This window comes from Blautia sp. OF03-15BH (assembly GCF_003463065.1).
Classification (GTDB): domain Bacteria; phylum Bacillota; class Clostridia; order Lachnospirales; family Lachnospiraceae; genus Limivivens.
This window is the reverse complement of sequence record NZ_QSCM01000008.1, coordinates 26,525-40,544: the sequence shown is the minus strand read 5'-3', so window position 1 is coordinate 40,544 and position 14,020 is coordinate 26,525. Positions and strand designations below refer to the sequence as shown.

At 47.6% G+C, this 14,020-nt stretch carries 14 protein-coding genes; all 14 read right to left on the bottom strand.

What is annotated here, in order from left to right:
• Nucleotides 1–94: 94 nt before the first annotated feature.
• Nucleotides 95–1,819, bottom strand: coding sequence for a phospho-sugar mutase (locus tag DXA57_RS09990; RefSeq protein WP_117767129.1), 1,725 nt, complete (start codon nt 1,817–1,819; stop codon nt 95–97).
• Between the two features lie 503 nt (nt 1,820–2,322).
• On the bottom strand, nt 2,323–3,498 hold the full coding sequence (locus DXA57_RS09985) for a glycoside hydrolase family 130 protein (protein ID WP_117767127.1): 1,176 nt from the start codon (nt 3,496–3,498) through the stop codon (nt 2,323–2,325).
• The gene (locus tag DXA57_RS09980; RefSeq protein ID WP_117767125.1) at nt 3,488–4,666 is read right to left on the bottom strand and encodes an AGE family epimerase/isomerase; all 1,179 of its coding nucleotides are present in this window, start codon (nt 4,664–4,666) and stop codon (nt 3,488–3,490) included. The genes DXA57_RS09985 and DXA57_RS09980 overlap by 11 nt, the downstream gene beginning before the upstream one ends.
• Before the next feature lie 346 nt (nt 4,667–5,012).
• Entirely contained in the window at nt 5,013–6,032 is a 1,020-nt protein-coding gene (locus tag DXA57_RS09975; protein WP_117767123.1) for a LacI family DNA-binding transcriptional regulator, read from the bottom strand.
• A 72-nt stretch (nt 6,033–6,104) separates the two neighbouring features.
• Nucleotides 6,105–6,719, bottom strand: coding sequence for a GNAT family N-acetyltransferase (locus DXA57_RS09970; RefSeq protein ID WP_117767336.1), 615 nt, complete (start codon nt 6,717–6,719; stop codon nt 6,105–6,107).
• 147 nt (nt 6,720–6,866) lie between these two features.
• The gene (locus DXA57_RS09965; RefSeq protein ID WP_158571296.1) at nt 6,867–7,418 is read right to left on the bottom strand and encodes a GNAT family N-acetyltransferase; all 552 of its coding nucleotides are present in this window, start codon (nt 7,416–7,418) and stop codon (nt 6,867–6,869) included.
• On the bottom strand, nt 7,393–8,022 hold the full coding sequence (gene upp, locus DXA57_RS09960) for a uracil phosphoribosyltransferase (RefSeq protein WP_117767119.1): 630 nt from the start codon (nt 8,020–8,022) through the stop codon (nt 7,393–7,395). Before upp ends, DXA57_RS09965 begins: the two co-directional genes overlap by 26 nt.
• Before the next feature lie 21 nt (nt 8,023–8,043).
• Nucleotides 8,044–8,187: a hypothetical protein gene (locus DXA57_RS17205; RefSeq protein WP_158571295.1), complete on the bottom strand. Its 144-nt coding sequence runs from the start codon at nt 8,185–8,187 to the stop codon at nt 8,044–8,046.
• A 129-nt stretch (nt 8,188–8,316) separates the two neighbouring features.
• Entirely contained in the window at nt 8,317–9,969 is a 1,653-nt protein-coding gene (locus DXA57_RS09955) for a Na+/H+ antiporter NhaC family protein (RefSeq protein ID WP_117767334.1), read from the bottom strand.
• A gap of 91 nt (nt 9,970–10,060) precedes the next feature.
• Nucleotides 10,061–11,173, bottom strand: a complete 1,113-nt coding sequence (locus DXA57_RS09950) for a DUF362 domain-containing protein (protein WP_117767117.1) — start codon at nt 11,171–11,173, stop codon at nt 10,061–10,063.
• Between the two features lie 75 nt (nt 11,174–11,248).
• Nucleotides 11,249–12,313 carry a PTS transporter subunit IIC gene (locus tag DXA57_RS09945; protein ID WP_117767115.1) on the bottom strand — a complete coding sequence of 355 codons (1,065 nt, stop codon included), beginning with the start codon at nt 12,311–12,313 and terminating at the stop codon, nt 11,249–11,251.
• Nucleotides 12,314–12,317: 4 nt separating this feature from the next.
• Nucleotides 12,318–12,782, bottom strand: coding sequence for a threonine/serine exporter family protein (locus DXA57_RS09940; protein WP_117767113.1), 465 nt, complete (start codon nt 12,780–12,782; stop codon nt 12,318–12,320).
• Nucleotides 12,779–13,546, bottom strand: coding sequence for a threonine/serine exporter family protein (locus tag DXA57_RS09935; protein ID WP_117767111.1), 768 nt, complete (start codon nt 13,544–13,546; stop codon nt 12,779–12,781). The genes DXA57_RS09940 and DXA57_RS09935 overlap by 4 nt, the downstream gene beginning before the upstream one ends.
• Nucleotides 13,547–13,564: 18 nt before the next feature.
• On the bottom strand, nt 13,565–13,975 hold the full coding sequence (locus tag DXA57_RS09930; RefSeq protein WP_117767109.1) for a DUF1700 domain-containing protein: 411 nt from the start codon (nt 13,973–13,975) through the stop codon (nt 13,565–13,567).
• Nucleotides 13,976–14,020 lie beyond the last annotated feature (45 nt).

The window sequence follows — 14,020 nt, the reverse complement described above, 5'->3', positions numbered from 1 at the left end:
CAGCTTATTCTATTTTGCATGCAATCCTCTGGATTTTTCCATATTCATGTCAAAACGCCTTATGGAACATTGACTACTGGATAATTAGACTATGTTACTCTCCCAGTGCCTCCAGTGCTGCGGAAAGAGCTGCCACTTTCTCATCGGCATCTTTCTCGTCAACGCCTTTGATACCTGCATAGTACTTGATCTTCGGCTCCGTACCGGAAGGACGTACACAGATCCATGCCTTGTCTTCCAGTTCAAAGTAGAGCACGTTGGACTTCGGCAGGGTCAGTTCGGAGGTTTCTCCGGTCGTCACATCGGTGCGGATGCTGGAACGGTAATCCTCCATTGCAAGAACCCGGAAAGGACCTACGTTCTTCGGCGGGTTGGCACGGAAGCCTTCCATCAGAGCATCGATCTTTGCTTTTCCTTCCATTCCCTTAAAGGTCTGGGAGATCAGATTCTCTTTGTAATAGCCATAGGTCTTGTAAAGATTCTCCATCTGCTGGCAGAGAGTAAGACCTTTGGATTTGTAATAAGCTGCTGCCTCACAGAGAGCCATCACAGCAACGACCGCATCTTTATCTCTTGCATGAGTTCCTTCCAGACAGCCGTAGCTCTCCTCATAACCAAAGAGGAATTCATGGCTGTGATCCTGTTCAAAGAATTTGATCTGCTCGCCGATGTATTTGAAACCGGTCAGGGTCTCAATAAGCGTTACATGATAAGCTTTTGCGATCTCGCGGGCCATTTTCCCGGATACGATGGTCGTAACAACTGCACCGTTCTCCGGAAGGATACCAAGCTCTTTTCTCTGGGAAAGAAGGTACTCCAGGATCAGCATACCTGACATATTTCCGGTAAAGCTCTGGTATTCGCCGGTTTCTGTATTCTTTGCGTAAACGCCAAGACGGTCTGCATCCGGATCTGTTGCAAGAACGATATCTGCATCTACTTCTTTTGCAAGCTTCAGCGCCAGAGCGAATGCCTTCTTGTCCTCCGGATTCGGATAGCTGACCGTGGGGAACGCGCCATCCGGAAGTTCCTGCTCTTTTACGACATGGACCTGTGTGAAGCCAAGCTCCTTTAAAACACGACGCACCGGCAGATTTCCGGTTCCGTGAAGCGGAGTATAAACGATCTTCAGCTGATCCGCCTGCTCCTTGATGGCTTCCGGACGAAGCACCAGTTTTTTCAGGGCTTCCATATATTTATCATCGATCTCGCTTCCGATCACTTCATAAAGACCTGCTGCTTTGGCATCTTCCTCGCTCATGGTCTTTAATGCACCGTAGTCTGTGATGGACTGTACTTCATGGATGATCTCCGCATCCTTCGGTGCAGTGATCTGTGCGCCGTCTTCCCAGTATACTTTATATCCGTTGTACTCCGGCGGATTGTGGCTGGCTGTCACCATAACACCTGCGGTGCAGTGAAGCTCGCGGACAGCGAAGGACAGCATCGGTGTCGGGCGCAGAGACGGGAAAATATAAGCTTTGATCCCGTTTGCAGCCATGCAGAGTGCCGTCTCTTTGGCAAATTCCGGAGACATATGACGGGAATCAAAAGAAATCGCCACACCTTTTTCCTGTGCATGCTCTTTGATGATAAAGTTTGCCAGTCCCTGTGTTGCCTTCCTTACCGTGTAAATATTCATGCGGTTGGTTCCTGCTCCCAGAATTCCGCGCAGACCTCCGGTACCAAACTCCAATTCTCTGTAAAACCGCTCTGTGATCTCCTTCTCATCCTCTTTGATGGCACGAAGTTCTTCCTTGGTTGCCTCATCAAAATAAGGGGAAGTACACCAAAATTCATAAGTTTTCATTGCATCCATAGCAATTCTCCTCCATACGCATCTCCCTTCTCCGCCGCTCAATGCTTCTGCGTATCTGAAGCAGGAAATGCTTAATCTGTTTTCAAGCTATTTTACCATATTGTACAGGCTTTGGTAAAGCGTAGAAATATATAACGAGGGGGAAACCATCGGAGTCTTGCAGTCCTGGTTTCCCCCTCGAGCTCCCCCTTCCAGGGCACGCTAGAAAATAGGGGGCTTACGTCATACTGGGAATGTACGATGATATAGTGGTTAGTTTCTCATGTTAAATTGGCTGCATATTACAAAACGCTAAAATAAGTCAACAAAAACAATGTAAACCAAACCAACGCAATCTACCACCCAACCGTCATCTCACACTCTCCCAGTCTGACGTAAGCCCCCTGTTTTCTGCGTGCCCTGGAAAGGGGGATGCAAGGGGGAAAACCAGGACTTCGCAACTCTGATGGTTTTCCCCCTTGCAATCTTTCGTTGGGGCTTTCCAAAAGCCCCCATATAAAATCTTATTTTGATTCAGCCAGAAGCTCCAGATTTTTCTGGATCATCTCACACCTCTGCTTCACACAATCCGGAGACCGGTGCGGATCCTTCGGCGTATGAAACAAGTAATCCTCCAGCTGATCCACCGTTGTGGTTGCCACATGCATTCTTGTATCACAGGATGCATAATAGATATATACATCCCCATTCTCTCTTGCAATGGCTCCGTTGGTGAAAACTACATTGGATACATCTCCAACCCTCTCATTGCCAAGCGGTACCAGAAACACGCCAGACGGCTCTGCAATGACCCTGGAAGGATCTTTCAGGTCCGTTCCGAAGGCATAGAGCACATAGCGAAGACCGGCTGCCGTATTTCTTACGCCGTGTGCAATATGGATCCAGCATTTCTTTCCCTTAAACGGAACAGCTCCGGCTCCGTTTTTGGACTCCGTCAGGGTATGATAAACCCTGCGGCTGATGATCTTTTCTTCATCGATGACTGCATGCTCGATATCATCACAGAGGCCAAAGCCGATTCCTCCGCCGCTTCCTGTCTCGATGAAACCATCCATGGGCCTGGTGTAAAATGCATATTTACCATCGACAAACTCCGGATGGAGCACCACATTTCTCTGCTGCGGAGAACGTAAGGTTTTGAGATTGTCCAGACGCTCCCAGGTTTTGAGATCGTGGGTGCGGACGATGCCTGCCTGCGCAACTGCGGCGGAAAGATCAGGATTGGTGGTATCCTTGCTCTCAGAGCAGAATACGCCGTAGATCCAACCGTCTTCATGTTTGGTCAGACGCATATCGTATACATTGGTCTCCTCCGGACAAGTATCCGGCAGAACCACCGGATAATCCCAGAAGTGGAAGCCATCGATGCCATTGTCACTTTCTGCCACTGCAAAGAAGGATTTCCGGTCATTTCCTTCCACACGAACCACCAGATAATACTTTCCGTTGAGTTCGATCGCTCCGGAATTCATCACGGCATTGATACCAAGCCGCTCTTCAAAATACGGGTTGGTCTCCTCATTGAGATCATATCTCCAGTGCACCGGTGCGAACTCCCGGGTCAGAACCGGATACTGATACCGGTCATAAATTCCATTGTAAAAATCACTCTTCTGATTTTTTCTGGCAACCAGTCTGTCAACCTTTGCCTTTTCCACATAATACTGTTTATGAAGCATCTTTCATCCTCCTGATCACTTCCATACACATTCTTCCGTTATGATACGGGCATTTCCAGGGTTCTACGATTGGTTTATGGCTGGGCATTCCATCTGCATCCACACACCAGAACCATTCGGATCCTTCTCTGGGATCAATCAGATACGTTTTGATGTACTCCCAGACATCCAAGGCAGCCTGAAGAAATTTCTTTTCCTCCGGCTTTTTCTGCCAGGCATTGATAAAGCCTACGACCGTCTCTGCCTGGACCCACCAGACACGGGTGGTATCATTCACGCCTTTTTCTGCCTCATTCATAAGAGAATGATTTACATAAGCATTCTCGTAGATTGCTTCTGCGATCTCTGCCGTAACAGGTGCCAGTTTTTCCGTATAAGCCGAGTCGGCAAGTACCTCCAGCCCTCTGTCCATCAGCCAGGATGTTTCGATATCATGGCCGTAGGAATAAAGGTCGATCAGACTGTTCCAGGTTCTGTCAAAAAAGACCTCCTGCCGTTTCCGTTCTCTGTTGTATACCTTATCTGCGAAAAGATCCATCATGAAGCGAAGCCGGTCGCCTGTAAAGGGATCCTTCGTCACCCGGTAAAACTCGGTATAAGCTTCAAACACATGAAGCAGCGTGTTCATCGTCTTCTCTGCCAGCACACCGTTTTCGGAGAGTTTCTCATTGCTCTCCGGCTGAAAATCCCTGGTGAAGGCTTCCAGATAGCCATATGCATCGGTCATTTTTTCCTCGATCAGAAGCTGAAGGCCTCTGGCAATATCCAGAGCATCCTTACAGCCGGTGGCATCATAATAAGACGATAATGCATAGATGGCAAATGCCTGATTATACGTATGCTTGGTCGTATCCTTCGGTTTTCCGTCAAAGGTCACAGACCAGAACACACCTCCGTACTCCCGGTCGATGCAGTGGTTTTTCAGAAATTCATAGGCATGGTCTGCATCCTCTTTTAAATGTTCCTCCTTAAGAAGTGCATAAGCGTTGGAGAAAAACCAGAGGATCCGGCTGTTTAAAATACAGCCTTTCTCATATTTCCTGTCAAGCTTCAGATCATAATCCAGCCAGCTGTAATAGCCGCCGTACTCCTGATCCTTCAGGCTTTCCCAGAACGGGATGAGCCTGTTTTTCAGATGTTCTTTGATTTCCGGAACAAATGTATTCATGTTGATCCCCTACCTTTTCACATGATATTGGAGTCAAAAGTTTTTTTGCCCACAACGGATGCCTGCGAATTGCTCATCTGTAAAGCAACTCACGCAAATAGCATCTTTAAATTATTTTAGCATATTTAACTTAATTTTCAAGTTATTTTTACTTAAAATTTCAATTCTGTTACTTATGTGGAAATTTTAAGTTCTGTTTTTATGTAAATTTCACAATGAATCTTATCTTTTTTCATTGCTTGATCTCTGGTTTCCGATCACTTGAACGATAAAATTAATTTTTTTAATCAAGCAAAAAAATACTGCCTGTGAAAAAAGATTTCTCCTTTTTCACAGGCAGTATTTTTCATTTATTTCCGTGTGATAGTTTTCCTACACTTTCCTTCTCTACGATATGACCGGAAACAACGTTCAGCCCTTTTCCAGAAGAAGGATTTTTCAATCGTTTCATAACCTTCTCCAAAGCGATCTTTACCAGCGCCCGGGTATTTACCTCATATGTCGTAATTTTTTTATCCGGCAAACCAGGGTAAAGAAAATTATCGAAACCAATGACTGCCACATCCTCCGGAACCTTATAGCCTAGTTTTTCCAACTTGAGTATCAACCTTCCTGCCGTCAGGTCACAGTTGCAGACAAAGGCCTCCGGAAGCTTTTCCGGAACGGAAAATTCGATATTTCCGAGCCGGTCCCGATCCTCAATGAGCCATTCCTCCGGCAGCTCCTCTCCATGCTCCAGCATTGCCTTATGAAAACCACAATAACGGTCCATGATACTGCTGGTCCTGTGGATACTTCCCACATAAGCCAGCTTCCGGTAGCCACGTTCAAACAGTAGTTCCGTCAGAAGATACATGCCGTAAAAATTATCCGAGATCACCGCATCCTCCGCCAGTTCCTTGTCATAAAAATCCAGAAAAATAATCGGTATCCTGGTCTGTTCTTTCATAAAACGAATATATTCCCTGCTGATCTCTCCCATGACAATGAGACCTTCTACCTGGTTTTCTTCCACCATGCGTGGAAGAATCTGGTGATCCTCCATGTCATGTTTCAGGATCTCCACCGCTGCCATGCAGTTTTTATCTGTGGCTACCAGAGCCAGCTCCTGATACATTTTCCAGTAAAACGTCGTATATTCCGCCAGATATTGCTCATGGATCAGGACACCGATACTCCGCAGCATCCGGTTTCTCTCCTGTCTTCTGGCTGAAGATACCGGACGATAGCCCATCTCTGACGCCATTTTCTGTATGACAGCTCTCAGCTCATCGCTGACACCTTTCTGACCGGTCAGCGCATTATGCACGGTGACTGTACTCACCCCGACCTGTGCGGCAATATCCACCAGTCTGACTTTCGCCATTTATATACCTCCCATGTAAAACAAACATTAAAGTCATTATACTTAATTCAGGTTAAAAGTCAATTAAATATCTTATTCATTTTTTAAAAGCCAGCATAAAAAATGGCTACGGATTTCCGGAAACAGCCGGATCGGTTCCTGTTTTTCTTTATGCTCTCCGATCATCCGCTCCATCCAGACCATATCATACCAATGCTGAAATTTATAGCCACATTGATAAAAGGTTCCTACCAGACGGTACCCCATATGTTCATGAAAGTAAATGCTGTCATTGGTAAGATGCGCATCCTTCGTCACTGTGCAGGCAATGCAGGCGTTCACATTCAGGATTCCCTGCTCTTTCAGCCCTTCCTCCAGCGCATGATAGAGACGCCGTCCCAGTCCCCGTCCTTTCTGATCCTTCCGGATATAAATAGAGGTTTCCACTGCCCAGTCATAAGCCGCCCGGCTCTGAAAACGGCCGGCATAAGCATAACCCAGGATCCCGTTTTCGTCTTCTGCCACCAGATAGGGATACTGCTGCAGGGTGTTCCTGATCCTTTCCTGAAATTCTTCTACGGAAGGCACGGCATATTCGAAGGTGATTGCCGTTTCTTCCACATAAGGAGCATAAACAGCCAGAAGTGCCTCCGCGTCTTCCGGTTCTGCGATCCGGATATGAATGTCTGTCTCGTTCACGTTTTTCATCCTTTCTTTTCTCACCGTCAGTCAGGTCTCCTGTTATCCTCCCCGCTTCGGAAACACAGAACTTCGTTGAACTGTGTTAAACGCTTTAACAGAATAACACAGACCGCGGAAAATCTTCCGCGGCCTGTCCTTCTTCAAACACAGCTCTTATTTTTCACTGGAAAGTGATTTTTCAAATGCCAGTCTCATTTCCTCTGTTCTTCCAAGGAAGATGGTACCGCAATGGAGAAAACCATGGCTCCCCAGCCAGGTCCGCATGGGCACATTGTCTCTGTGTGTATCCATCCGGATCACAGAAAAACCGTTTTTCCTGATTTCTTCTTCCATGGCTTTCAGAAGCTTCCCGGCGGTTCCCCGTCTTCTGTCTGCAGACAATACGGCAATGCGATGGATCGTCGCATAAGAAACGTCTCCAAGCTTCCACTCTCCATCATAGATCCGATCGTAGTCAGATTCTCCGCGGAAGGAAAGCATCGCGGTTCCGAGGATCTTTCCTTCCTCTTCCCAGATTCTACTCTCTCCCTTTCTGATATCTCCCAGGATCACTTCTTCCGAAGGATAACCATCCTGCCACTGATCCAGACCGGCTTCTCCCATCGTCCTCTGGGCATCATGAATGACGGTCATGATATTTTCCAGATCTTTTTCTTCTCCTGCACGATATCCCATACGCTTATTTGGTTCCGAAGATACGGTCACCGGCATCTCCAAGTCCCGGGCAGATATATGCATGGTCATTCAGGCAGCGGTCCAGGTGTCCGCAATAGATCTGAACATCCGGATGTGCCTTGTGAAGTCTCTCCAGTCCTTCCGGAGCGGCAATGATACACATGAATTTGATGCTGCGTCCTCCCTGTTTCTTTACATAATCCACAGCTGCCTCTGCGGATCCGCCGGTTGCCAGCATGGGATCCACGATCACACTGATACGCTCATCGATAGATTCCGGAAGCTTGCAATAATACTCGTGAGGCTCATGAGTCACCGGATCACGGTAAAGTCCTACATGACCTACTTTTGCAGACGGAACCAGGGTAAGGATACCGTTTACCATTCCAAGGCCTGCACGAAGCACCGGAACAACAGCCAGTTTCTTTCCTGCAATAAACGGAGTCTGACAGGTCTCAATGGGAGTCTCTACTTCCACATCCTCCATCGGGAGATCACGGAAAGCCTCATACGCCATAAGAACTGCGATCTCCTCTACCAGTTTACGGAATTCATTGGTTCCTGTGTTTTTATCTCTCAGCATTGAGATCTTGTGCTGGATCAGCGGGTGCTCCATAATGTATACATTTTCCATTCTTCTTGCTCCTCCTTGAATTTACAGATCTTCAAAAGAATCTGTTCCTGTGTAAAAATATGCGGCAGTCTCATGCTGCATGCCCCGGCCGCTGCCACTGCCGGATGCTGCCTCTTTGGACAGACTTCCACTGCCCGAAACTGCATACAGTTTATCATATTCCACACAGGTCTGCAAGGAGTATCCTGTCTTATTTCAGAATCTCATGAAGCACTCTGCCGTCTGGTTTTTCCAGCAAAAAAGTCCCCTGCTTATCGCTTTATGCAATAAAAGCAGGAGACTTTCCTGTTTTGATCAGATTTCTTCTTTTCCACCGTTTCTGGAGCGGATCACCAGGAGTACACCGACCATGAGGACGATACATACCGGCAGGGCGATCCAGGAAAATGCTGCCATGCCAACAGCCTGAAGGACACCGATGATAAAATATCCGACCAGACAGATCGCTGCAACCATAAGTGCATACGGCAGCTGAGTCGCAACATGGTTGACGTGCTCACAATGACCGCCGGCCGAAGCCATGATCGTTGTATCCGAGATCGGGGAACAATGGTCACCGCAGACAGCACCTGCCAGACAAGATGCAATAGAGATCACCATCATCTGACCGGATGGGAAAACTCCAAGCACAATGGGGATCAGGATACTGAAGGTTCCCCAGGAGGTTCCCGTAGCAAAAGCCAGAAAAGCTGCCACAAGGAAAATCACCATAGGCAGGAAGCCCTGGAGAGAACCTGCAGATTTTGCCACCATATCAGCAACAAAGACCTTAGCCCCCAGAAGATTTGTCATACCGGACAGAGTCCAGGCCATGGTAAGGATCAGGATCGGTGCGATCATGGACTTGAAGCCTTCCGGGATACACTCGGTAAATTCCTGGAAGGAAAGTACGTCACGCATCATATAGTAAATGAAGGTAAAGACCAGAGACACAGCTCCGCCGAGGACCAGGCCAACAGAAGCATTGGAATCTGCAAAAGCTTCCACAAAGGAAACGCCCTCAAAGAAGCCTCCGGTATAAACCATTGCCACAATGCAGCTGACGATGAGCACTGCCACCGGAAGTACCAGATCCAGCACATGGGAATTTTCTTTCAGAACTTCTTCCTCATTTCCCTCATAAGGTCTTCCCGGAGTGGTGAAAAGATCTCCTTTGATGGCATTCATTTCATGCTTTTTCATGGGACCGAAATCCACCCGGAGAAGAGTGATGAGAAGAAGCATAACCAGCGTCAGAAGAGCGTACAGGTTATAAGGAATGGTCTGGATAAAGACGGCAAAACCATTGATCCCGGAATCTGACGGAACGGAAGAGGTAACTGCTGCTGCCCAGGAACTGATGGGTGCAATGATGCAGACCGGAGCTGCCGTGGCATCAATGATGTAGGAAAGCTTGGCTCTGGACACTTTATGACGGTCCGTCACCGGACGCATGACGCTTCCCACGGTCAGACAGTTGAAGTAGTCATCCACAAAAATCAGTACGCCAAGGATCATGACGGAAATCTGCGCTCCGATCCGGGTTTTGATGTGTTTGGATGCCCATTTACCAAAGGCTGCGGAACCGCCCGCCCTGTTAAGCAGAGATACCAGAATTCCCAGCATAACCAGGAAAACCAGGATTCCTACATTTCCGGAATCTGACAGCTTGTAGATCATTCCACCTTCTTCGTTGAAAAGCATGGTATTGATCATAAGTTCCAGGTTGAAATTGGAATAAAGAAGGGCTCCTGTGATGATTCCTGCCAGAAGAGATGTATATACCTCCTTGGTCACCAGAGCCAGGCCGATGGCGATCACCGGCGGAAGCAGAGCCCAGATTGTCGCATAGGTTCCGCACTGATAAGTTTCACTGTCCGCAATGCTTCCCGGTGTCTGAAAGGACACCACCAGAAGAACAGCGATGATTGCAATGAAAATCAACATCGCGATCTGTTTTTTCTGCATTTTCACGTTCGTTTTTCTCCCTCTTTTTCATATTTTGCGCCTGATCCGGCGCTTTTTTGTAGTATCAGTATAAAGTCATACAATCAAGAAATCAAGCATTTTTTCCATTAAGATATGTTTTTAAGAACTCGTAGATCTCCTGTTCCGTAGGAGGACAGCCCGGACAGGAATAAGCAAACTTTCTCGTGCAGTTTCCCACTCCAAGTGTCCCTTCTTTTCCGCGGAACCCTTGCCCGATGGAGATTTTTTCATGAAGCTTCTCAAAAAGTCCTTCATCCTTCAGCATGGCAAGGGCCGGGATCAGATAGCCATAACAGGCGCTGCAGGATTCCACCTCTTCCACTGCATCTTTAAGTTCTACCACTTTCCGTGATTCCGGCAGGCGTTTCCCATCTTCCACTGTACTTTTTTCACCAATCAGACGGATCTGAAGCCTGGAAAGATCTGCGGAACCAACGCCAAGTTCTTCTGCCATCTTGATATAAGGGATCTCTTCCGGCCGGTAATAGAGAAGGTCTGCTGCATGCGCATCCACCAGAACCGGATCTGCCGCTGCCATAATACAGTTTCGAACGACCGGATTTCCACCGTCTTCAAAATCCAGATCTCCGCAGATATGGTCTACCACGATAAAATCCTGATGAAGACCTGCATTTAAATGAGCAATGGGCTTATGAAGACCCAGCGCATGAAAATGACGTTTTTCCTGATTCGGGATCAGTCCCTTCATATTTTTCAATGCACAGGTAAGCTTTGTCTGACAATGGCCTTTCAGTACCGGTACATTGATAAGGAAATCCAGATCCACCGCCTGATCACAAAGCTTCAGTTCCAGTCCTTTGCAGTCCCTTGCATGAAAGGAATCCTTCTGCGTATCCACAAAAGGGATCCCGTACTGGCTGCAGAGGTCCAGATATCCACAGACTTCCGCCGATTCGGAGGTTTTATCCCCAACCCAGGAGCCCTCCAGGATCAGAAGCTTCGAAAATCCTCTCTCCTGAAGATATTCCACAATACCGGCTACGATCTCCGGATGAGTCGTTGCTCCCCAGGACGCTTCGCTGGGAGATACCAGATTCGGTTTGATCCCGATCCTGGCCTCTTTTCCCGGAATCCTTTTTTCCAACTCTGCTTCCATAAGAAGACGCTTTGTCATCTCCTTATAATCCGTGCCGTAAATTTTCAGAATTTCATTTTCCTTCATAAAATCTGTCCTTTCATCAAAATGAAAATCCCGCTGCTTACAGCGGGATTTTTACTTTTGTCTGATATGAAAACCTTACAGATCCAGTTTCAGATCATTTTCCTTGATCCAGCCTTTTTTCCGGAAAGGCACTGCGATGAGAAGAGTCAGCACAGCCGGAAGAATAAAGCAGATCAGAAGCATGCCGATCCAGTCAAAAGCTGTGATTCCGACTTTTGTACCTGCTGCCACATCATTGACCCAGCCGGTATACACACCGATCTGACCTACCAGACCGCAGGTTCCCATTCCGGAAGCCACTGCTGCTCCATTCATTTTCAGCTGGAACAGGCAGGTTGCCAGAGGACCTGTAATCGCAGACGCCAGTGTCGGAGGCAGCCAGATCCTGGGGTTCTTGACGATATTTCCCATCTGAAGCATGGAAGTACCGATTCCCTGGGCAAAGAGACCGCCCCATTTGTTTTCTTTAAAACTCATAACTGCAAAACCGATCATCTGTGCACAGCAGCCGGCTACCGCAGCACCTCCTGCAAGACCGGTAAGTCCCAGTGCCGCACAGATCGCTGCACTGCTGATGGGCAGAGTCAAAGCTACACCAACCAGAACAGACACGAGGATTCCCATAAAGAACGGCTGAAGTTCTGTTGCCCACATAATGGCATTTCCCACAGAACTTGCTGCTTTTCCGATCGCCGGCGCACAAGCCAGAGATAACAGGACACCAACAGAGATCGTAACTGCCGGTGTGACAATGATATCGATCTTTGTTTCTTTGGAAACGATCTTACCACATTCCGATGCAAGGATCGCAACAACAAGAACAGCAAGGGGACCTCCGGCTCCACCCAGTTCATTTGCTGCAGCTCCTACTGCGATCAGAGAAAACAATACCAGCTGAGGTGTTTTCAAAGCATAACCGATAGCCACTGCCATAGCCGGTCCGGTGGCTGCTTTCGCATACCCGCCGATCGTCACCAGAATGGCAATTCCCAGCTGCTCTCCAAGAGTACTCAGAATCGTTCCGATCAGAAGGGATGCAAACAATCCCTGCGCCATGGCTCCAAGTGCATCGATACCATAACGGCTTGCGGAGAAAACCACATCTTTTCTCTTTAGAAACGCTCCTGCTTTTCCATTCATAACTTTACCTTCTTTCCTTTTTTTCTTCTACCAGAAGTTCCTCCAGATCTTGTCTTTTTTTATTTATAACGGAGAAAACAGAATCCACCACAAAAACAGCAAGGGCGATCATTCCTGCGATCTCCAAAGTCTGAAGCATATAAAAAGCTGCCATACTCTTGGTCCCAAGGAACAGCTGATAAGCGGAACGGAAAAGCCCCGCTCCCGGAACCAGGATCAAAAGACCCGGGATCAGAAAAACCGTCACCGGTGCTTTAAATGTCCGTGCAAAAACATGGGCCATGATTGCCAGGGCCAGAGAGCCAAAAAAGTTGGCCATAACAGGGCCGGTATCTGACAGAAACAAGAGATAGACATACCAGCCCACAAAGCCTTCCACTCCACAGGAAAACAAAAATTTTTTCGGTACATTATTTACCACAGAAAAAGCAATGATCGCAAAAAATGCGCTGATTACCTGAACGGTCATAAACGAAACCCTCCTGCCATAAGCATTCCAAGACCGGCTCCCACCACAATGGCTGCCACCTTAATGATCGACTCCAGTGCTTTCGCACTTCCGGCCACATAATCTCCCTGCAAGGTATCACGGATGGCAATGGTAAAAGCTGCCCCCGGAACGATCGGCATGATCGCTCCAATGATCACCATCTCCACATTGATATCCATGAACCAGCTCATGATGACCGCTCCTGCTGCCAGAAGCACGGAAGAAAACATGGTTTCCATGAAAGGATTCAGTTCCAGCCATTTAGAAAGCCACAAAGCCATGACGATCAGCACACCGTCAATCCCTGCCGCCAGAGCATCTTTCCAGGTTCCTCCGAACACCAGGGCAAAAAAAAGAGACACTGCAATGATTCCAAGCGCTTTCTGAAGTTCTGTATATTGTCTGGAATCCAGATGCTTGAGATCATGAAATGCTTCTTTCAGCGTCATTTGCCCGCTGCAAAATTTTCTCGAAATATCATTTACCATACTGACCGTATTCAGATCCGTCCCTCTGCTCGGAATCCTCTTGATCACTGTCATCGAATCCTCTTTGGGATCATCCAGTGTGACCATAATGCCGGTGGCTGTCACATACGCTTCCGCCGTTTTCAGACCGGAAACTTCCAGCATCCTTCGAATCGTATCCTCTACCCTGTAAATCTCCGCCCCATTCTGAAGCATCAGCTTCCCGGCCATGGTCGCTGTGTCCAGATACAATTTATAGTCTTTCTTTTCCTCCATTTCTTCCCTTTCCTTCTCTTATTCTTTCTTAAAAAGGCTGATCACGAAAAGCACCAGAAGCACCGGCAGCAAGATCGGAAGTAAAACTCTCAAGATCGTAAACAGTAAAAACAGAACTGCCAGAAGGCACAGAAGAAACAGCCATTTATTCCATCGATGGCTTTCTGTCCCCTTTTCTTCTTCCTTTGCTTCCCCCTCCGGACGAGTCTGTGAAAAGTTCGCCGTTCCGTTTCCCTGCGTATCCAGGATCGTCCTTGCGATCAGCAGAGGACTTCCCAGATCCTCCAGGACTTCCTGCTCTGTTTTTCCCTTCCTCATCTCCGAATCAATATATTCGCTGTAATAACGAAGCGTTTTTCCAACCGTGTGTTCATCCAGTTCACCGGTGAGCTTTTGCTCCATCATTTCCAAGAATTCTGCTTTCGTCATCGGTTTCCTTTCTAAAAAAGGCCGCTAAAGCTTTCCTTTAACGGC

Excerpts from the sequence above, each read along its gene's own strand:
- DXA57_RS09990 (WP_117767129.1), bottom strand. The coding sequence starts at position 1,819 with ATGGATGCAATGAAAACTTATGAATTTTGGTGTACTTCCCCTTATTTT.
- DXA57_RS09985 (WP_117767127.1), bottom strand. The coding sequence starts at position 3,498 with ATGCTTCATAAACAGTATTATGTGGAAAAGGCAAAGGTTGACAGACTG.
- DXA57_RS09980 (WP_117767125.1), bottom strand. The coding sequence starts at position 4,666 with ATGAATACATTTGTTCCGGAAATCAAAGAACATCTGAAAAACAGGCTC.
- DXA57_RS09975 (WP_117767123.1), bottom strand. The coding sequence starts at position 6,032 with ATGGCGAAAGTCAGACTGGTGGATATTGCCGCACAGGTCGGGGTGAGT.
- DXA57_RS09970 (WP_117767336.1), bottom strand. The coding sequence starts at position 6,719 with ATGAAAAACGTGAACGAGACAGACATTCATATCCGGATCGCAGAACCG.
- upp (WP_117767119.1), bottom strand. The coding sequence starts at position 8,022 with ATGGAAAATGTATACATTATGGAGCACCCGCTGATCCAGCACAAGATC.
- DXA57_RS09955 (WP_117767334.1), bottom strand. The coding sequence starts at position 9,969 with ATGCAGAAAAAACAGATCGCGATGTTGATTTTCATTGCAATCATCGCT.
- DXA57_RS09950 (WP_117767117.1), bottom strand. The coding sequence starts at position 11,173 with ATGAAGGAAAATGAAATTCTGAAAATTTACGGCACGGATTATAAGGAG.
- DXA57_RS09945 (WP_117767115.1), bottom strand. The coding sequence starts at position 12,313 with ATGAATGGAAAAGCAGGAGCGTTTCTAAAGAGAAAAGATGTGGTTTTC.
- DXA57_RS09940 (WP_117767113.1), bottom strand. The coding sequence starts at position 12,782 with ATGACCGTTCAGGTAATCAGCGCATTTTTTGCGATCATTGCTTTTTCT.
- DXA57_RS09935 (WP_117767111.1), bottom strand. The coding sequence starts at position 13,546 with ATGGAGGAAAAGAAAGACTATAAATTGTATCTGGACACAGCGACCATG.
- DXA57_RS09930 (WP_117767109.1), bottom strand. The coding sequence starts at position 13,975 with ATGACGAAAGCAGAATTCTTGGAAATGATGGAGCAAAAGCTCACCGGT.